This window comes from Edaphobacter dinghuensis (assembly GCF_014640335.1).
GTDB classification, from domain to species: Bacteria; Acidobacteriota; Terriglobia; order Terriglobales; family Acidobacteriaceae; genus Edaphobacter; species Edaphobacter dinghuensis.
Window position 1 is genome coordinate 608,738 of sequence record NZ_BMGT01000003.1, and the last position, 21,895, is coordinate 630,632.

Consider the following 21,895-nt stretch of genomic DNA (forward strand, 5'->3'; position numbering starts at 1 on the left):
TTCCTCACAAAAGGAGTTACACATGTGCATTCTTCCGCAATCAATGAGACGTTTTTGCTATGTCATTGTTGTTGTAATGCTTATCCACTCCTCATTTATAGCGTATGCGTCTACTCCACCTCATTTTCTTATCTATGACAATACCTTTTACCCGAACTCACAACAGGTTTTTGATTCTGCTGGAGCATTAAGGGCAACTGTTATGTATTCGCAAGCAACCTGGCCTGGCACATGCACAAGCACAGGCTGCCCAAACGCTCCGACAGAGACGCAGCTCAAACAAGATTTAACAGCCTATGTCAGCGAATTTCACAACAGCAACGTCATTATTTTCGATTACGAAAATCTTGTCCTCAGCGCAGAAAGCTCAACTGGTGCAGCCAATCAGGCGGTAGCTTTGTTTCAACAGCTTATTGCGTGGACTCGGCAGGTCTATCCCAATGCAAAGATCGGAATGTACGATTACGACTACAGCAGTACATATTCGCCTAATAATTCCAGCGGTTATAACACCATCCGAGCTCAATTATTCAACGGGTCAAGTAGCTCTTTCGACTTCTTTGCTCCAACCTTGTACCAAAGGTGGTCGACTCATACTGCATGGGATCAAAATCTGGCTGAGGCAATCATCAATGACTCCGCTATCAATCAAGCAAACGGCCTAAATCTTCCTATCTATCCTTATATCTCCCCTTATGTAAATGGAACCTATACGGGCACACTTCTGGCAGAATCAGAATGGCAATCTGAGCTTACCGATTTGGTCAATTGCGATACACCTTCCAGCTCGGCCTGCAAAACTATTATGACAGCGGTCACACCTCCATCTGGTACATGCTCAGCTTCGGGCAGCACTACCCCATGCACTGCAATTGGCGGAGGAATTCTTTGGGTTGGCGGGAGTTCAAATATTTCGGCAACAACTAATTGGGTTCAAGATCTCACTGGGATTCTTTCACCCGCGATAAATACCAATGTGACTTATCAGATTAGAAGCGTTGGACAGACCGGCACATGCGTTGATATAGGATCAAATGGAAATCCCGTCGCAAATCCCTGCTCGCCAAGCACTACAAGTCAAATATGGAAATTTGCATTGGCAGGAACAGATGGAACCTTTACGATCAACAGCTATAGCTATCAGCGTGCAAACCCTGGAAATAATCAAGCACTAGATTCTGCTAACGGGTCTTTGGGGTTAGCTACAGTTGCATCCGGTGGTACCCCCTCTGCGAATGAAGAATGGCAGGTTGTATCTTTGGCCAACGGATATTATGAGTTGGTTGAAACGGGTGACTATTCGACGTCAGGAAATACGGATAGCGAAGAATGTTTGGTCTCTGGAGGCGGAGGCCAATTAAGTACCTCCATCTGCAATGGTGGTGCTGATCAGGAATTTCAATTATCTTTTGTTGCCGCCAGCGGTTATGTTGTTTTATCCGATACAGCTGACGCATTCATTCAGGGCGGCGCAGATGCAAACACAAATTACGGTACCTGGAGCTACAACATCGTGGAAGGAGCTACAGGTATTTATGCACGGAAAGCATATATTAAATTTGATCTTTCTGAAATTACCGGAACAATTACATCCGCCACTCTTTACCTCGTTCCTAACATTGTGACATGGATCGATACAGATGCTATTTACAACGTCGCAGACAATACCTGGGTACAAACTGGAATCACATGGAATAATGCTCCAGCATTCGGCACTACTGCGATAAATACCTGGAGTGTGTCTCCAGCCAGCGTTGGACAACCACTGCTTTTGGATGTGACATCTGCGGCCGTTTCTGCTCAAAGTGCCGGATTATTTTCTTTAGGAATACAGGCCTCTGGCGCAAGCAATTATGTAGGCTATGCTTCTCAGCGCAATGGAACCGCTTCATATCGGCCATTACTAGTTGTAAGCGTGCAATAAGTAAGCAGTTATATTTATAGCGCTTTCAATTTTTGAGGTTGGCTACTTGGCAATTGAAAAGTAGCCTGCAGCGGCTGGTTAGCAGTCGCTGCAGGAGTTATTCAAGGCTATTAGAACCGAAGATTAAGCCCTAGTTGCAAATGCCTTTCTGTAGTTAATGTACCTGTGCTAGTAATTGAACCAAAGTTGGTGGAAGTAATGTTGTCGTTGAAGGGTGCCCAACTCACAGTGTTAAAGACGTTGTAGGCATCGGCGCGAAAGCCAAGGATCACGTTTTGCGAGAACGCGAAATCCTTGCTGGCCGAGGCATCGAATGTATGGAAGTTTGGATCGCGCAGTGCACCGAAACGCGAGGTCCCAAAGCCTGTGGTGAGCTCATCTCCAAATGCGCTGGTTCCATTATCGTTACTTGTAAAGATTGTATTTGTAGTCGTAGCGTGTCCGTTAGTTGCAGTGGGCAATGTCTTGACGGACGAGTATTCGGCATTTGGATTAATCGTAATATGGTTTGGGTTCGTTGGACATGAGCCGGTGAAAGTTCCCGTTGGCGTGGCATTGCTTGAACTTGTTGCACCCGCCATACCAAACCGATTGGTTGTGCCAGTAACCACTTGAATGGTTTTACTTTCACAACTCATGGGAGTCGTCACATAACTTGCCATTGGAGCTGCGGAAGGATCCGTGCCTAACCAGTTTGCGAAGGAGCGGTGTCTGATCTTGAGCGGACGGTACTGATTCGCTCTCACAACGTTATTTCCTGCCGTTCCATTCACTAGATAGTATCGGTTGGAAAATACTGTCTGGGGAAAACCGGTATGCCAGTTTCCAGAAAGTGAGGCCTTCCATCCGCCCAGTAGGGAATCTTCGAAACCGTTAAAATTTTTCCCGATTAATTTCCCGCGACCTATTGGCAACGTATAAGTAACAGCGAAAGAGATGATATGAGTCGCATCGAAGTAGGAAGGTCCATAGTCGCCTGCTAAATTGTTGCTGTCCTGCGGATACGCATTAGCTGACCCCAAGACGCCACTTGAACCATAATATCCCGGACTGTCCGTCATCGCTTTGCTATATGTGTAATTAAAGATGAAGTCCAGATCGTGAGTTGCATGTTGTGTGAGCGTGGCTTGTAAAGCGTTATAGTTCATCACGCCCTCGGACTCAGTGTATTGAACGTTATGGTTGGCCATAGCAGGAAGAATATTTGCCAGAGGAGAATCACAAGGCGTAGCTCCGGGGGTAAGCGAAATGGTCGAGCAGTTCGCCTGGTTCAGGCCAAGAAGATTCGCCAGATGGTGACCGTCCTGACCGACATATCCGACCTGCAATCCCATGGATCGGTTGAGCTGATAAGCCAGAATCAGATCGAACTGTTGGACAAGAGCTGGTTTAATATTGGGGTCCCACCCAATCAGGTTCCCAGCAATATTGGCTGGGGTAATTGCAGTAACTGCGGGGTAACCATTCGTCATCGCAAGAGGTGTGGCAACAGCGGTTTGAGAGGCACTATAGACGAAGAATGGGTTTTGGGTCATGCGCTGGTTGGCACCGAGACCTTCCATGAAATTCGTGATGGCATATCCGCCGCGCACCACAAAACGATTCTCAAGACGTTCTGGTGCGTAAGCAAAGCCAACACGTGGCATAAATCCTCCCCAGAATGCATGTACAAGAGAGCGGCTCACACCATTTTGACCCGCAAAGCTGATAGCGCCAGTCCAGGGATTGATATTACTTTGTCGGTTATTTACCTCATACATCGGTTGGTCATATTCCCAACGCATGCCGAGATTCACTGTCAAATCTGGCCTCAGTTTGTAGTCATCTTGAAAGAAGATAGCTGGGCGCCATTGACGCATACCCCAGCGTCCAGCGCTGTTACCGATCGCAAACGCAGAAGCTTTATCGACAAGAAAATCGCTCCATGCGCTACCTGTCGATAGAGTCGTGTTCGTTGAATTACCTGAAAAAGTCCAAGAGCCGATCGGACCTGTGTTTCCAGAATAATATCGATTTTCTTGATAGCGAATCGCTTGTGCTCCGAACTTCAAAGAATGCTTACCGATGAGCCACTCCACTTTATCTCCGTAGGTGAATGCGTTGACAACACCATCGGTAGCTTTTCCGCCGCCGCCTGCACCCCAGCTAGCATTTAAGGGACTTATTCCAGAGAGACTAATGCTGGGCATGCCGGGAAAAACCTGGGTTGGTCCTGGAATTCCAAGATCTTTGTTTCCGTTAGTACCGATAAGGCCGGTTATATCGTCCGGATAATTGGTGTAGCGCGTTCGGCTGAAGCCTATACGAGCTTCATTCACGATGTTTGATGAAAAGGTATGTGTCCAATTCACAACGAATCCGTGATATGGATACGAGCCGTTAACAGGAGTATCGATTGGAATTAAAATCTTAGTCGTGGCTGAACGATTATCCACTTGTGTATAACGACCGGAGACAATGTCTCTTTCTGTGGTCTTCCAGTCCAGCTTTACGTCTCCCTGATTAATAGTGGTACCGTTACGGACAAGTCCCTCATAGTTGTCACCAGAAGAATTGGTAATGCAGGGACCATTGGGAGAACTCCGCAAATTGCAGGCAGGGAAAAGCTCCGGATGCTCTAATAGAAACTGTGCCGCTGGATTCGTTACGGGATAATTTTGCAGCGTGATGGGATCATATGCCATGCCAGTCCCTTTTAAGCCAGCTTGACCAGTCATATCGAGATTTGGATTTCCGCCGATGGCGGGATCAGGCTGATAGCCAAATGATTCAGTAGTCTGATGTTGGCGAACACCGCGATAATCGACAAAAAAGAACAGCTTATCTCTCCTGATAGGTCCGCCTAGAGTTCCTCCAAAATAGGCGCGGTTCAATGGTTGGCGCGTCACAACAGGAGTATTATGTTTTGCTGCCCAAGCATTGGCATTCATCAGAGTATTCTGGAATTGAAAGAACGTCTCACCGTGAAATTGATTGGTGCCGCTCTTAGTCGTCATCACAACCTGACCACCGTTAGCGTTGCCGTATTCAGCCGTATTGTTACCAGTAACCATACGGTACTCCTGCAACGAGTTTCGCGAAGGCGTATAAGCCATCCAGTTGTCAATGGCATCATTGATATCCAACCCATCTAGAGTAAAGTTGTTCGCCTGCTCGCGGTTTCCGTTCACGTTGAAGCTTGGATTACTGAAGCCTCCTGGATGTGAGATATTGTCATAACCCGAAGGCGTAGGTTGAATAGCACCCGGCGTTAATAGGCCCAAGGTCATGACGTTATCAGAGACCAAGGGAAGCTGGGAGATCATTCCAGCACTGAACGTTGTACTCAATGTGGAATCCTGCGTGTTGATTACAGGTGGTAGTGTGGAAACGGTAACGACCTCATTAACCGATCCAACATCGAGCACGACATCAAAGCGGGCGTCCTGTCCACCTACGAGATGAAACGTATCGATAGCAGCCTGCTTAAAGCCTGTGGCAGCAACTGTGAGCGTGTAATCTCCGATTGGCAGAAATTGAATGCTATAAACACCAGATGCATTCGTTTTTCCGGGAAAAACAATCCCGGTTTCTTTGTTCTTAACCTCGATAGACGCGTTGGCAATAACATGGCTACTTGGATCAGTAATGGTTCCTGTCACTGATGCTGTGATTGTTTGAGCAGATGCGTTAGTCCATAGCGTGAAAAAGGTTATGACAGTCATACAAAACATGTATCGAAGGGGCTTATTTTTTTTTAGTATCACCTTGGGTTGATTCATTTGGGTCGCCGATCCTCCCGCAAATTAAACACATTTCCCCTTTCGGAAGGGGTGGGCTAATCCTAGTAAATCCACCCGATGGATCGTCAATCTGTCAAAAGTAAGAATTCGTTTTGTACAATACCGATGAACGAAAACAATGAAGTAGCTTGTGCCGGCAATGGCAGAGATTCCAATGAACGATCGAGATCGATTAGTTTTATCTGCTCTCATCGTCTTATTCATCACGATGTTCTTGGTATGCCCGCCGCGAGCAACCGCTCAAGATGAGGTCTTGAACGACTATGTTCAGCGGGTTTGGCAGGTGCAAGATGGACTGCCTTCTTTCAACGTTCAAACCGTTGCTCAGACTCCTGACAATTACCTGTGGTTAGGTACAACCGGCGGTCTCGTTCGATTTGACGGCGAGAGTTTTACCGTCTTTGGCCCAACAATAGATCCTGCGTTCAAAGTAGAAAGCATCGCGAGCCTTATGACCGCTCGGAATGGAGATCTTTGGATAGGTACGGGTGGAGGTGGACTTGTGCGATACCGGCACGGGCAATTCATTCGTTATTCCGCTGGTGATGGCTTCGCCATTAATTTTGTTCGCAGTATTCTCGAAGACAATAGTGGCCGTATTTGGTTTGGCACATACGACGGACTGTTCTATCTCGAAGACGGCAAGCCACATCGTTTCCAAAAAGCCGGCCTCCCATTAAAGCCCACGATATTCACGATGACGAAGGATCGCTGGGGAGCAATCTGGATCGGAGGTGAACAGCTTATTCGCATCTATGACGGTACTGCCGTCGTAATTCCCGCTCCCAAAGACTCTCCCAGAATGGAGATTGCGTCTCTGGCATTTCATGAGAACACTCTTTGGATTGGGGGTACGTCCGGTCTCTATCGACTTCAGCTCGACCCTAAAAGTGCTCCTGGGCAAATGATCAAAGCGCCCGCAAACGTGGCGATGATCCGCACACTCCATGTTTTTCCGGATGGCGCACTTTGGATTGGAACGATTGGCAACGGAAGTTTTTCATATAGAGAAGGCATTTTGCGACGACTTGTTATGCCGGGACCTTTGCCCAGCAATGTCATTTTCTGGATCTTTCAAGACCATGGAAATAACATCTGGATGGGAAGCCAAGGTGGACTAATAAGACTTACTCCATCAAGAGTATCTGTGCTTCGTCTGAGTGGTGCGAGTAAGGTTGATTTCCAGACGCTTTATTCAGATCCAACCGGACCACTCTGGGTGGCATCATCCCAGCTATTTAGTATTGAAGGTACTAAAGCAAAGGAAGTTAAATTTCCAGGAATTGGCACAGCGCAAGTGTCGACCATGCTGCGCGATCAAGATGGTTCTCTTTGGATAGGAACAAATAATAACGGTTTGTTTCATGTTAAAAATGGGAGTTTGACGCACTATGGCGAGAAGGACGGTTTAAATAACGGTAACATCCGAGCTCTTCTGCAGACCAAGGATGGAGATATCTGGATAGGGACCGGATCTCGGTTGAACCGATGGCACAGTGGGAAATTTGAAACGCTGCTCGCCAAACCCGGCGGCAATACACCAAGTGGCCTACACACACTCTTTGAGGATTCAAGAGGTAATCTTTGGATCGGAGCCGACCAAGGGCTTTTCTTATGGAGAGATGGGCACTTCGTGATCAACGAGGCAACTGAAGGACATATTCAATCACAGGTATGGTCAATCTTTGAAACCTCAGACCATACTCTGTGGATTGGAACGCTCGAAGATGGACTCTTCCGCTGGAAGAATCACACACTCACCCACCTAAACATAACTAACAACCTGCTGCCAAACAGAATTTATTCGATCCTTCAGACAAAAAACGGAAAAATATGGTTCAGCAGCCCAGATGGTATTTGGGCTATCCAGCAAAATGATTTGGATGCCTTGGCAGATGGCAATCATTTTTCGCCGCCGGTGCAGTTTTATCGTACGTTTGATGGCGTCTACAGCGCCCAGTTGTGCGGTGGTTACATGCACTCAGGCGTGCTCCGTTCCAATGGTGATTTGTGGTTCCCAAGCTTGAATGGTCCGGTTCGAATAGCCGCCAATCAACAAAATTTGCCGAAAAATGTTCCACCAATTGTGTTGCGTCGTGTGTTGGCTGATGGGCAAGAAAAAGTGGTCATGCCCACCATTAATCTTGGCACACACGTAGCCCAACTTGAACTCCATTATGGAGCTATTGACCTGCAACCACAGGATGAGCTGCGATATCGATATCGCATGGAAGGATTCGATCATCAATGGGTCAATGCGGGAGTTCGCAGGGTGGCCTACTATACGAATTTGCCAATTGGTCGATATATTTTTCGGGTCCAGGTTTATAAGCTCGACTCGCCTGGCACGGATTCAGAATTCTCACTAGCTTTGATCCGTAAGCCTCCCTTCTATCGCACATGGTGGTTCTATACCTCTTGCTTAATTTTTGTAGTGTCAATCGCATGGCTCATTTACCGCGACAGGACTGAGCGTCTTCGGGAACGGTTTCGGGTTGTCCTGCAAGAACGCAGCCGTGTCGCACGCGAAATGCACGACACCCTACTTCGCGGATGCACGAGCGTATCCAGTCTTCTCGAAGCACTTTGGATCACTAGGGCCATCCCGGACGAAGCAAATAGCGTATTGCTCGATTCAGCGCGGGTGCAGATGCACTCTACCATCGAGGAAGCACGTCAGGCTATATGGGGGCTTCATCAAAGCAAGATGCCGAGCGCCGACATAGCCTCATTACTTCAGGAAATGTCCACTCAGTTGGAACAGCAATTCAACGTGCCAATTGAATATCAAGTCTTAGAAAAGCCAAGACGAATTCACCAGGAGAAGTCGCATCACCTACTCATGGTGACTCGTGAAGCTCTATTCAATGCGGCAAGGCACGGAAATCCGACTAAAGTTAGATTGACAATCCACTTCGACAAAGATCAGATTCGTATTGAAGTTGAAGATAACGGTATAGGTTTCACAATGCCTTATGAATCAAACCCTAGAGGAAGAAAACACTATGGACTCTCCGTAATGCGAGAGCGAATCGAAAGTATTGGGGGCACCTTCGATGTGATAACAGAAGCTGGTCATGGAACCCGCATTTTAATTACAGCGCCGCTTGGCCGTATGCCCATAAATGATGACGTGGATATTCTGCATGGATAACAAAAACAAAATCAGCATTCTTGTAGTTGACGATCATCCACTTACGCGAATTGGCGTTTGTGCCACAATTAACTCGCAAAATGACATGTTCGTCGTGGCCGAGGCTGGTACGGGTGAGCTTGCCGTTGAAGAATTTCAAAATCGTAAGCCCGAAGTTATCCTTATGGACCTGAATCTCCCACGCATGAGTGGAGTCGATGCAATTCGAGCAATCCGCAGAGGGCCTTCTGCGACGAAAATTATCGTTCTCACTACCTATGAGGGAGATGAAGATATTTATCAAGCACTAAAAGCGGGAGCAGAAAGCTATCTCATTAAGGGCATGTCGCATGAGGTCCTTCTCGATGCTATTCGCAGCGTCAGCACCGGAGAGCAGTTCCTTCCACCGCCCGTAGAAAACGCTCTTCTCGGCAGGACGCCTGAAGCAACACTTCGGCCAAGAGAAAAAGAAGTTTTACAAAAGATCGTTGCTGGTAAAAGCAATAAAGAAATCGCTTCTGAGCTCAATATTAGCGAAGGCACTGTGAAATGCCACGTCAGCGTCATTTTTGTTCGGCTTGGAGTTACGGACCGCACGCAAGCTGCTATCGTAGCTCTGCAACGCGGATTGGCGCATATCTAAAACCTTATTTGCATTCGTTAGCATCGAGTGGAAACGCCTTGCATAGGCGACGTTTGCTTAAATACTGAAATCGCATCAAGGAGTTAGCTCCACGACGTAACAATGTGATGCCAATATTTGGCGCACCATCCTTTGCCGCACCTCTTAAAGATATTCATTTATTTCGCACATGCATTTACTTATCACAGCAGCTCCAAAGTGGTGCTCTCTCCTTGCTTATATACACATTCAGACGCCCCGGGATTACAGTCTCAATGGTGAAGAATCACTATCTTTCTAAGATAATTTTGGTGTTAGGATTTTTTCTTTTTTATGTTGCTCCAATAAATGCTCAACGCATCTCCACCGAATTGTCTAATGGATGGCGATTCACAAAAAGCGACGCCGCAATTAGTAGTGATACTAGTACATGGCAGATCGTCTCAGTGCCTCATACTTGGAATCTCCTAGATGGCGAGCATAGTCAGCCGCGCGATAGTCTGGGGTTGGCAAAATCGAAAGGTAAGCCGAAATCTGAGGTGCCGATAAATCCCTATTATCGAGGGCCAGGGTGGTATGCGCATTCACTTGACGTTCCCGAAGCATGGCGTAATCGCCGCGTATTTCTGCAGTTTGAAGCTGCTTCTACCGTAGCTGATGTTTATCTCAACGGAGATCATTTAGGCTATCATCGTGGAGCGTTTACTGCTTTTGCCGTCGAACTTACATCGAAATTACTCTATGGTCGCAGCAATGAAATTCGTGTGCGTGTTGACAATCGGCGCCAGGAAAATGTAGCGCCACTTGCAGGAGACTTTAATATGTTCGGCGGCCTATATCGCCCCGTTCATCTTTTGGTTACAGACAAAGATTGCATTACTCCGCTACATATGGGATCACCCGGAGTTTTTGTAAGCACAAGAATACCCGATATATCGCATGCTGTAATCGACGTACGCTCAACGCTGTCTCTTTCAGGCAAGGACATCGATAGCCTCAGGCTTCGTGCAGCCATTCTTGATGCTGCAAATCGAGTTGTAGCGACATCGATGAGCAGTCTCTCAAAAGATCCTTCGGTGCTGCAACGTCTTACACTGCTTCATCCACACCTGTGGAATGGTATTAAAGATCCATACTTGTACTCACTCCATGTTTCGCTAATTCGCTCGAATAAAATCATCGACGAAGTCATACAGCCAATTGGCATACGCACCGTAGCTATTACGGAGTCGGCAGGCTTTCTTCTTAATGGAAAACCTTATCCTATTTATGGAGTGGGGCGTAAACAAGAGAGATTATCCGATGGATGGGCACTTACTGCACAGGATGAGCTTAGCGACGCGCAAATGATTATCTCAATGGGAGCCACGGCGGTTCGTGACGCTCATTACCCCATGAGCCAAAATTGGCATAATATCTGCGACAGACTTGGCCTTCTCCTGTGGGATGAAATACCTTTCGTGAATGATATGACTAACTCCGCGGAGTTTGCAGCAAATCTACACGAACAGCTACAGGAGACGATTTTGCAGTTAAATAATCATCCTAGTGTTTCTTTTTGGGGGCTGTTCAATGAATTAAAGAAAAATCGTCCCGGGCAGGATGACCTCTTGCGGAGCCTGAAGGCACAGGTAAAGAACCTTGATACGACACGGCCCATTGTTGGAGCTTCAAACCAACCGAATGCCTCTTTCAACAAGATCCCCGAATTTATCGCATTCAACAATTACCCCGGCTGGTATGGAGGGACGGTATCAAACTGGACATCTTACATAGCTGAGCGCTATCGCGAGGTCGGCCATCGGATTGCCATCAGCGAGTATGGAGCAGGTGGTGCTGTAACACAGCACCAGGAAGGCCCTCCAACAAAACCTTTATCCAATAGCTATTTTCATCCAGAAGAGTACGAAGATTACGTACACGAACAGCTCTATCCGCAGATCAAGGACAATACTCATTTATGGGGAACATTCGTTTGGGTGATGTTTGATTTTGCCGCCAATGAACGAGATGAAGGCCCGATGACAGGTATTAACAATAAGGGGCTCGTCACACATGACCACCAATTACCCAAAGATGCTTACTTCTTCTACCAGGCAAACTGGACAAAGAAGCCCATGGTCTACATTGCCTCACGACGTATGATCGAACGCCTTCAATCCGCGACAGACATACATGTTTACTCAAATATGTCATCGGTTGAACTCTTCGTAAATGGACGATCATTTGGTAAGGGACAAGCAGATAATGTACATGTTTTCCGCTGGAAAAATGTCATACTTTCTCCCGGAAGAAATCATATTCAGGCGATAGCCTCCGGCGCTGGAGAATTTCGAGAGGACTCATGCGACTGGATCTTATTAGCGAAGCGGGAAAGCCATTCCGTACACACAGGCAAAAACAACAAAATGTAGCTTTCTGATTTATATTCTGTTATCTCGGTCTTTCCCCTTACATTGCAATAAAGAGAGTGATAACCATGAATGGCGGTAACCATGCCAAAACCGCAGATAACTCTTTTAGAATCATCAAATGGCTGCCTGAGATCATCTTCGCACGCTGGAAGTCGTAGGTTCGAATCCTGCTGTGCCCACATATAAATCGATCGGTTACGCCCTTCTGCTCCAGGCATTCGGGAGCTAAGAGCCATTCGTTCGCGCTGCGCCTGCATCTATATGATGTCATGGTTGTCGAAGACAGCCGGAACGCTGCAGTGCACGTGATGGTAGGTGGCACAGAGATTGTTTGCGGTTATTTTGATTCACACACAGGTAGGTTGATCCACCGCCTGCTCGAATCGGATCTGCACGTTCCGCTCTTGCTTATTGACATGAGGTATCTCTCCGTAAACCGAATCCAAACTTGAAGCCAGCGAGAATCACGTTTAGATCTCCGTTGCTCCTTACCGCGTGCTGAAACGTAGCCCGCGAAAGAATGTTTCTCCGCGAGCCATGTCTTTACTTCGGACCAAGCACGGTCAGTGTGAGTTGCATCGTATGCGAAATAGGCGTCGTGGAATTCGTCGAGGTTCCTGTCGCGGTGATCGTGATCGTGCTGGTGCCAGGAGCGGCAAGCCCAGACGTATTCGAATTGTTGCTGGAACCGCAACCGGCTAGTCCAATCACTCCTAACATCCCAAGTACACTCAGAATTCGTAGAGCGTTTAGAACTCCGTATTGTTTGCGCTTTCCAACCGGAAGGATGAGAAACAGTCCTCCAACCGGAAATAACAAGCCAGCGAGAATTCTTGAGCCGGAGGAACCCCCTTGCAGGCGATTTAGTTGACCAACTACAGGGGATGCGGAATTGGTGTTGAGCGTTAGGGTGATGTAATTCGGCACGCTGCCAGTTCCATCCACTGTGAACCCAGCGGGCGAAAAAATACAAGTGACGTTCGCAGGAAGGTTGTTGCACGAAAGCGAGACTGTTCCCAGGAAGTAGTTGATCGGCGTCAGAGAAAACGTCGTTTGCTGCGTCTGTCCGGGAGCAACCGTCACAACCTGCGGAGCTGCTGTTGCCGAGAAGTCCGGGGAGGGACCGCCACTGGTGACTGTCAGAGTGCCAGGCGCCTCGACGAACGTATAGTTCGCCGCACCCAGGGTTCCCTGATTGATTGTGATGGGGTACGTGCCTATCGGAGATCCAGGGACTGCCGTCGTCGTGAAGCTCGGATATCCGGCGACCGAGGAGGATGTGTCTCCATTGACAAAGCCGCTCAATGTGGCGGTAAAAGTTGGGTTAAGCACATTGTTGACTCGCGACACGCTATTGGCTGTCACAGTCAGCACGGCAGGTGAAACAACGATCTGCTGTGCGACCGGGGACGCTGCGGAGTAGATGCCCTGTCCCGGCTGACTGGCCGTTACAATTACCGTTCCTGCACCGATGATGTTTAGTATGGCACCGGAGAGGGTTGCAGGCCCGGAGACCTTGTAGTTTACCGGGAGACCTGAGGTTGAACTCGCAAAGAGGCTGACGGGGCCGACACCGTAGGTCTGTGCCGGAACCTGGGGGAAGGTAATCGTCTGCGAGGTGCCCGCAACGATGGTAAGAACACCGTTGACGAAACTGAAGGTGTAGTTGGTAGAGGCGAGGGTTCCTTGTGTAACGTCGATGGGCTGTGTTCCGACAGGCGAACTGGAGGTCGCGGGCGTCGTGAACGAGGGCGATCCAGTGAGCACAGCAGAGGTATCGCCGTTTACGAAGCCTGTATAGGTTGCCGTGAAATTGCTTGGCGTGTTGCCCTGCGCCATGGTCTGATTGGTTGCTGTAACAGTGAGCACAGCTTTGTTAACCACGAAGGACTGGGAGACCGGCGTAGCGGGAGCAAACGTGTTGTTGCCACCCTGCTGCGCCGTGACGGTGACCGGGCCCGCGCCGGTTACGGAAAGAATCGAACCGGAAATCGTCACTGGACCTGTGACGGTGTAGGTTACAGGCAATCCAGAGCTAGCGGTTGCATTAAGACTGATTGGGCCTGTTCCGTACGTTGCTCCTTGTAATGCGCCAAAGCTGATAGTTTGTGATTCACCGCCTGTGACCGTCACTGCTCCCGGCGTATAGATGAAGGTGTAATTTGCAGCGGTGAGGCTCTCTGTTGCGAACGTTACGGGATAAGCGCCAAAGCCCGAATTGGCGGTTACCGTTGTCGATAGTGTTGCCGTGCCCGAAACGACCGCCGATGTATCGCCATTCACAAAGCCAGTGATGGTATAGGCCAGAGGATTATTTGCCAGGCAGGGGCCGATCTGGCCAGCCTGACAGGAGAAGCTGTTTGCTGTGACGCTGAGCGCGGCTGGTGCTACGGTGAAGCTTTGTAAGACAGGTGTCGCGGGCTTGTAGGTGCCGTCACCGAACTGGTATGCCGTGACGATCACCTTACCGGCACCCTTGATAGTCAAGGTGCTGCCGGAAATCGTGGCCGGACCGGCAACGGAGTAGGACACTGAATTACCGGAACTGGCGGTAGCATTCAGAGTGATCGGAGTCGCCCCATATGTCACGTTCGGCAGCGCAGCAAATGTGATGGTGTTGGATTGTGTGCCGTTTGAAGAAGTTCCAGTGAGCGAAATGACATTGTTCCCACCTGTGGCATTGTTGGAGTCGTCAGCGATGCTCATGCTGCCTGTTGTTGTTCCCATGGCGGGAGGATAAAAGGCGATGCCGAGCGTGCAGAAGCCTCCGGGAATGATCGTCTCGGCGCTGGTACAGTCTTCCGCACCCACCGGTTGTTGCACGAAGCCGGTGGTAGCGGTAAGTCCGGTAATGTGTAACGGCTCGGTGCTGGTGTTGGTGACAGTAACAGTCTGAGAGCCGGATGGACCGATCGCCGCGGCCGGGTAGTTGAAAGCGGTCGTTGCCGCAGTCACCTCTCGGATTGGCCCGCCGCCGAAGTTGGTCAGTATGTACATATTTCCCTGGGGGTCGAAGGCCGCCTGGACGGGGAATTCCAGTAGCGCATCGGTCGCCGGACCGTTATCGCCCTGGGTATTGCCGCTGGCCGGCTGCAAAATAACCCCGGCGATGGTGGAGATATTGCCCTGCGCATCGATCTTTCGAACCACGTAGGCTTCCAGGTCCACGATGTAGAGATTGCCCCCGGCATCACTCACAATTCCGGTAGGATAGCCGAAGAGCGCCTGGGTGGCCGGTCCTCCGTCGCCGCAGTTGCCCGAGCTGCAGGCTTCTCCAAATGCCCCGGCAATCGTGTTGATGATGCCGGTCTTGGCGTCGATCTTGCGGATCGCATACTGGTCGCCCAGATACAGATTCCCTTCAGGATCGACGTAGATCGCTATATCTGCCTGGGCAATAGATGCGTTGGTAGCCAGACCGCCATCCCCGCAAGAAGCGGCAGTGGTCGCGGAGGTGCAGGCGGTTCCGTTGCCGGCGACGACGGTCATGACTCCCGTAATTGCGTCCACACGCAGAACGAAGGGACTGGAAGAACTGGTGAAGTAGAGATTGCCGCTATTGTCTAAAGCGATGGAACTAATCCCCGGCATCTTAGGGCTGCTGGCTGGCGCGCCTCCGAGGGCTGGGACTATCGTCGGAGTAATCTGCGAGATGAGGTCGGTCTGGTTATCGATCTTGAAGAGATGGACGCCCTCGGTGAGATAGATATTCGATGCTGCATCGACCTGTATGAAACTGATGGAGCCGGTTCCGGCGCTGGTGGCTGGACCGGGGATACCACACGGAGGCCGACCAGTTGCGCAACCGGCGGAGACAACGTTATACGTCGTCCCACGAACAGGATTGGAGACGCCGGGGATATTTCCGCTCCCGGAAGCGATGACCAGGACGTTGCCGTTGACATCTGTGTAGTAGATGTTGCCGTTGGGGTCCATCGCCATAAACTCAGCCTGGAGGTTGACATTCTGGGTGGTGATAATGCCCGGCGTCAATTGGGCCTGTGGGGCTGCGGAGGTCACCTGGACAGGTACGCCGGAAGAGATTGTGCCGGTGTAGGTGCTGTCTCCGCTGTAGGAAACATAGAGAGTGCTGGCGCCCACCGGCAGAAGCAGGCCGGAGCCTGCCGAGGCGGAGTTGCTGGTAAAGCTCGCATTCCCGTTGTTGTCGAGCTTAGCCGAACCCAGGACAACCGAGCCATCCTGGAAAGTTACTGTGCCTGTCGGAACCGTCGAGCCGGAGTACGGCGCGACGTTGGCATTCAGAGTGAGCGCCGTGCCCTGAGCGACAGTGGATCCCGGCGTTGTGAGCGTCACCACGGGCACAGGCGTGGATGAGACCACGAGTGTGTGGACATACGACGCACTCGGCGCGTTGTTGCTGTCGCCTCCGTAGGCGGCATAGATGGAGTAGGTTCCCGGCGCGAGATTGGAAGCTGTGAATGTCGCCGTGTTGTCCGTGAGCAAAGCCGTCCCCAGGGTTGTTGTACCGTTCATGAAGGTCACCGTCCCCGTGGGCGGCGTGGCGTTCGCCGACATAACGGTCGCAGTCAGGGTGACAGGCTCGCCCGCGTTGGCCAGCAAGGTGCTTGGAGCAAGCGCGGTGTTCGTGGCCTGCTGTTGCGCGTAAGCGGGAAGACATGCCAGAAGAATGCCGAAGAGAAAGAACATCCTGAGCTTGGACGATGAAACGGTACGGCGTGTCATAAAGTACCTCTTGGAGTGGCTTGGCATATCGCGGTCTCTCTTGGAACAAAAAGAATCGTTATGAAATCAGGTCCAGATCACTGCTGGTACAGCAGAAATTGCATGGTGGTGGTCCCGAATGTGCTGACAGGATTCAGCACCGTAATGAACAGGACATACTTGCCCCCTGGATTGCCGGCAACAGCGGCGGCCGAGAAGGTACAGATTGGATTTCCGGCTGCGCTCTTACCGCCGTAGGGCGTATTCACGCATTTAGCATTAGGATCGGAGAAGGTGACAGTCGCCGAGGGATAAAGCCCATTGTGATTGGGGTCCTGTTTACCGAGCGTGACTGCGATATCGGTACTGGGCGTTTTCGTCGGGTCTCCTAACGGATAGACTCCTCCCACCAACTGCGTCTGACTGGCATTGCTGCCGGAGAAGGATGCTGGCTGAAGTCCAACCCGAATGGGATTCGGCAACTGAGGCGTGTCCGCGGCATAGTCGTACTCAAAGCCTGCGTAGTTCGCGGCCATCAATGCTCCGGTGTCGAGCGGGCTGTCGGGTTGGAGCACGCCCACGAGAGGAGCCAGTGTTATGTTGCTACCCACGATGTTGCTCTCGCCCCGGTTCATCACGAAGTAGCCATTTGGGCTCACACCAATTGTGTAGGAGAGGGGTTGTCCCGCAAGCGTTGCAGGGACGGAGGTTTCATAACCTCCTGCTGTCTGCGTACATGCGCCCGCATTCAATGCAACAGGTTTTGTGTCCGTCCCATCGATCCGCAGCAGGTCGAAATTCGAAAATGTCCAGCCACTCTGAGCTGCATTGACGGTAACGAAGCCGTACCCTGCTGTTCCCAGGGTGTCGTCGCCAAGCTGAATCAACTGAAATGTGTGGTTGCTGAAGGTCTGACATCCATCGCTCTCCGCGAATACAGCCGGGGCCTGGCCGCCGTAAGCACTGGGGCTTGAGAGGCTGTCGAATTCGAGAGCTACCGTATCTCCGGGCACCTCCACCGCATAGATCGGTGAGATAAAACTCGACGGGTAATTCGTATAGGTCGGGCTGAGTAGTTGAAATTGTCCGGCCTTCGATATCCCTCCTATATAGTTAATGGGGGAAGAACCTAGATAGCCTTCGTCGAGAAGGTTGAAATAATTGGTCGTGTGATCGATACGCATATTCAGAACCCCTCCGAATGGACCTACGAGCGGTTCTGCGCCGATATAGTTGTTTACCTGGGCCGACGTCGGGATCGACGTATTGTTGTTGCCGGTTCCCGCACATCCAGCCAAGCTCGCGCAGAGCAATAGGCCGACGCCTGTGGTCTTGCAAATGGAGTAAATACCCCTCGCTCGCATTTTCATCTCTATCCAAATCATTCCTGCATCTCCGGATCTTGTTGTTCATATCTCTGCCGCGTCCGATTCAGTGAACGCCTAGAACGCCAACCGCATGCCGAACTGGATGGTTCGCGGTCGATGCGCGTCCACCGGATGCAGAAATGAGCTGCCTACAAGACAGCCTTGATCAGTTGTTCCATTGCCGGGATCGCCGGCAGAGTAGTTGTAAGAGGAGCCTTCTGGCGCGTAGCAACTGTTCGTGTTATTCGGTTGGTTCCCGAGGACCGGATCGTAGATGCGGAACTGTGTATGGTTGAACACGTTGAAAGCTTCCGCACGAAATTCCAGGGAGCGGGTGTTACCGAGCGGAAAGTGTTTATCGAGCGCAGCGTCGAAGTTCCATCGCTGAGGATTATTGAGCGAGTTGCGCCCTGCATTCCCGAATGTCAGGCCGCGCGGTGCGGCAAATGCACCGGGGTTCAAGAGTAATGGGCCAAAGTTCTTCGCTGTATTTTCAAGCGAAGGATGATGCCCATGCGGGTCGCCGACCAGGTCGGGATATGACCCGATGCCGACTCCATTGAAGACGCCGGCGTTGTCCTGTGAACTGACGCCGTTGGCGCTGCCGCCATTCAGCACGGTGAACGGAATCCCCGTTTCAAATTGCGTGAGACCTGACAACTGCCAGTGATCTAGGAGGATGGCCCACACATGGGAACGGAGAAAGTTACCTGGTGCTGGATTGACAGCTTTGCTTTCAGGGTCGGGATCGCTCGAGATATTGCTCAGGAAATGCTGCAGGGTGCTACGGACGGGTATGTCATACAAGTAGCTGATGTGCAGCAGTTGGCGTTGATCGAAGTTTGAGCTGGCGCGGTTCGACTTCACATCATAGGAGTTCACGAATGTGGTATCGGAACGGTCGGAAGCGTCGTCAATCGAGTGGCTGTATGTATAGGCCACACCCAGCGTCAAAGGACCGCTAATATGGCGCACCGTTGCCTGAAACGAGTGGTAACTGGCATTTGCAGCGTTTTCCAGGGAATATATCTGTCCCAGGCCAGGTGCAAACGTTCGAAGAGCGCTGGGATTGGTAACCCCACCTGCACCATAGCCATAACAGGCAGTCTCGAGATTTACATAGGAGGGATCTCCTGGTTTGACCAGAGCCCCTCCCGGCAGGTTGTACACGCGGCTGAGGTCAAAGCCACCACCAGGCTTGAGATACGACTGGCAGGTACGTGTCAGCAGCGGTTGGTGAGGGCCAAAGAGATTGATCTGGCTCGGAGTCGGAATCAACTGATTGAGCTGGCGGACCAGTGTGAGGTGTGTTCCTTTAGATCCGATATAACCGAAAGAGGCAAGGGTGTTCGTGGGTAGCTGCTGCTCCACGCTGAGACTCCACTGCTGCACATACGACCACACGGCGTGTGTGGGAATGGAGGTAACGTTGAGAGGAAAGGAGTGCTGGCCGAGGTGACAATCGGCACCACAGGTTCCGTCGTAGGTATAAGTCGCGGGATTTAGCTGCTCCATGCTCAGAACCATCGGAGCGCTACCCTCAAGAGACCCGGTATTCGCCTCGTTGGCCGTTCCATGTTCGAAGAAAATCCCGTAACCGGCTCGAACGGCGGTCTTGCCGTCACCACGCGGGTCCCACGCCACTCCCACGCGTGGTGCGGGGTTCCAAAGATGCCCGGTCATGCATCCTTCTGGCACGCCATTCAGTCCGCATTGCATGAGTCCGTTCAAGAGCACCGGACTGACGCTGCCGTCTTTCTGGTAGATGGGCACGGCGCTCTGTGTACTTGTGTCAATCAGGTACCCTTGTACCGGATCGACTGCAACTGACTCGGAAATAGCCCGGCTATATTGAGAGGCTACCCAGTTGTATGCGTTGTGATTCTTCTCGCGATACGTGCCGAATAGGCTAAGACGAACACCGGCATTTACCGTCAACCGAGAGTTAACCTTCCAATCATCCTGTATATAGGGCTCAACGATCTGATAGCGTTGGTAGTATTTTCCTTGCGCGCTGTCCTGCTGAAAGGCTCTTGGACCAGGCTGTTCGCCACCGCCATATGTGAGAAAATCTGCGAAAGCATTTCCCGTGGTAAACGCTGATTGCTGGTTACTGAAGGTAAGGAGTCCCTGCACGTCGCCGGTAGCGGCCCCAATTGGACCATTGACTTGGTTCCGTTGAAAAAGTACCCATTGAGCGCCGAACTGCACATTGTGTTTGCCCAGAGACTTTGTGATGTTGTCGCTGAAGGCGTAATCGGGATTGGAATGGGTCCAAGGCATATAGCCCGAATCGACTGCAAAACCATAGCCCCCGTATTCGGCATTCGTCCCTTGGATAGCGATACCGGGAATCTTGCCACCGAACCCGTTGTCGAAGATACGCGGCATGACGACGTTCGAAGTACCTGTGGGAGTATCGAGTGACGGCGGTCGAGCAATCGAGACGAAATTTCCGGGGACGTCCGTGAACGTGAGAGGAGCATTTGTATAGCTCACATTGAAGCTGTTGAGCAGCGTTGGCGATATTGTGGATATCCACTGCGCGACCATGCTCAGGCCAGGGCCATGCACGCGGTTCTGGATGGTTGGAAAACTATTCTGGACATATCCGTACTGAGGAACCGGAGTGGTACTGCTGTATTCGTCGTGGATATAGCGGAAGCTGACCTGATTCGTGGCATTGATCGCATGATCGATGCGGAAGAGCTCCTCACGCCAATAAGTTGGAAGCTCCACTTCGGCGTTGTAACAAGAGCCGATGCTTGAGTTGCAGCCGCTCGTCGCGGTCGGGTTTGGGATGATTCCGGTAGACAGGATTGTGCGGGCGAGCGGAGAGATGTACTGTTGTGGGATCTGAGCGAATAGATTTGAAGTTGGGCAGTCCGGATAGGCTGCTCGGCTGAACCCGGCCAAGGGCGATGTCGTATAAGGACACACATCGCTGAAGTCCCCATTGCGCTCGGCGAGTGACGGGACACCCTGCCGGTAAGCATAGGGATCTTTTTCCAGTCGTGCCTCTTCGGAGAAGAAGAAGTGGGTCTTGCCTTTCGCATCATAAAGGTGAGGAATCGAAAGCGGGCCGCCAATCGTTCCACCGAGATCGTTGCGACGATACAGTGGCGCGCCATTCGTCACGTCGAAATAACCCTTCGCATTAAAGGCCTCATTGCGAATGAACTCGTACAAGCTGCCGTGATATTGATCCGTGCCAGATTTCGTTGTGATAAGCGAAACGCCGTCACCTGTGCTCGCATACTGCGCACCATAGTTCGACGTGAGCACCTTTACTTCCTCGATCGCGTCGATGCTGGGCGTAACGATCAGAGAGGTGTGGTCCTTATTGATGCCGACGTTCAACGTCTCAGAGCCATCGACCAGAAAACTGTTGTACTCGGTACGGCCTCCATTCACGCTGTATGACACGCTCCCGGCCAACCCCACGCGAGCTTCATCCTGTTGTGTCTGGTTGCTGACTCCCGGAGCCAAGGCAATCAACTGTGTGTAGTTGCGGCCATTCAACTGGAGGCCGGCGACTTCCTTATTGGTGATCGTCCCGCTTATCTCGGCATTGTCGGTGTGGACCTGCGTTATCTCGTTGCCCGCATTGACCTGCACGCTAGTTTGCTCTGAGGCGAGGCCGAGTTGCACGTTAAGTACATGGGCCTCACCCGCAACAAGCGTCAAATTGTTCGTAACGCGAGGGGCAAACCCTGGTGCCGATACCTCGATGCGATAGTGACCCGCCGGAAGGTATGGAGCAACGAAGTTGCCGCCAGCGTCCGTCTTTGTGTCGACGTGATTGCCATAGTCGAGGTTATAGAGATGCACCTCTGCGTTCGGAATCGCAGCTCCTTGAGGATCGGTAACCTGGCCCGAGTAGCGAGCCGTCTGGGCAAAGGCCCCCAGAGGCATGGCAAGGATGAAGAGCGCAAATATCTGGAATCGAGCGATCAATCGAAACATGCTG

At 51.0% G+C, this 21,895-nt stretch carries 8 protein-coding genes; 4 read left to right on the plus strand and 4 right to left on the minus strand.

Annotation, left to right across the window (positions count from 1 at the left end; all coding sequences use genetic code 11):
- Positions 1-22 precede the first annotated feature (22 nt).
- Positions 23-1,924, plus strand: a complete 1,902-nt coding sequence (locus IEW09_RS14515; protein ID WP_188554911.1) for a CBM96 family carbohydrate-binding protein — start codon at positions 23-25, stop codon at positions 1,922-1,924.
- Positions 1,925-2,034: 110 nt separating this feature from the next.
- Here the strand turns inward: IEW09_RS14515 and IEW09_RS14520 are convergent, their stop codons facing one another.
- A complete protein-coding gene (locus IEW09_RS14520) occupies positions 2,035-5,685 on the minus strand; it encodes a TonB-dependent receptor (RefSeq protein ID WP_188554912.1) in 3,651 nt (1,216 codons plus the stop codon).
- Positions 5,686-5,845: 160 nt separating this feature from the next.
- Between IEW09_RS14520 and IEW09_RS14525 the strand changes: the two genes are divergently transcribed.
- The 3 genes from IEW09_RS14525 (at position 5,846) to IEW09_RS14535 (ending at position 11,875) form a co-directional block, all read left to right on the plus strand.
- Positions 5,846-8,860 (plus strand): ligand-binding sensor domain-containing protein, encoded by a 3,015-nt coding sequence (locus IEW09_RS14525; protein ID WP_188554913.1) that lies wholly within the window; start codon positions 5,846-5,848, stop codon positions 8,858-8,860.
- Positions 8,853-9,482 (plus strand): response regulator, encoded by a 630-nt coding sequence (locus tag IEW09_RS14530; protein ID WP_188554914.1) that lies wholly within the window; start codon positions 8,853-8,855, stop codon positions 9,480-9,482. The genes IEW09_RS14525 and IEW09_RS14530 overlap by 8 nt, the downstream gene beginning before the upstream one ends.
- 254 nt (positions 9,483-9,736) lie before the next feature.
- On the plus strand, positions 9,737-11,875 hold the full coding sequence (locus IEW09_RS14535; protein WP_188554915.1) for a glycoside hydrolase family 2 protein: 2,139 nt from the start codon (positions 9,737-9,739) through the stop codon (positions 11,873-11,875).
- A gap of 543 nt (positions 11,876-12,418) precedes the next feature.
- Here the strand turns inward: IEW09_RS14535 and IEW09_RS14540 are convergent.
- From IEW09_RS14540 to IEW09_RS14550, 3 genes are all read right to left on the minus strand, one after another.
- Positions 12,419-16,579 carry an MBG domain-containing protein gene (locus tag IEW09_RS14540; RefSeq protein WP_188554916.1) on the minus strand — a complete coding sequence of 1,387 codons (4,161 nt, stop codon included), beginning with the start codon at positions 16,577-16,579 and terminating at the stop codon, positions 12,419-12,421.
- A gap of 77 nt (positions 16,580-16,656) precedes the next feature.
- Entirely contained in the window at positions 16,657-17,742 is a 1,086-nt protein-coding gene (locus IEW09_RS14545; protein ID WP_188554917.1) for a hypothetical protein, read from the minus strand.
- Positions 17,743-18,000: 258 nt separating this feature from the next.
- Entirely contained in the window at positions 18,001-21,891 is a 3,891-nt protein-coding gene (locus IEW09_RS14550) for a carboxypeptidase-like regulatory domain-containing protein (RefSeq protein WP_188554918.1), read from the minus strand.
- Positions 21,892-21,895 lie beyond the last annotated feature (4 nt).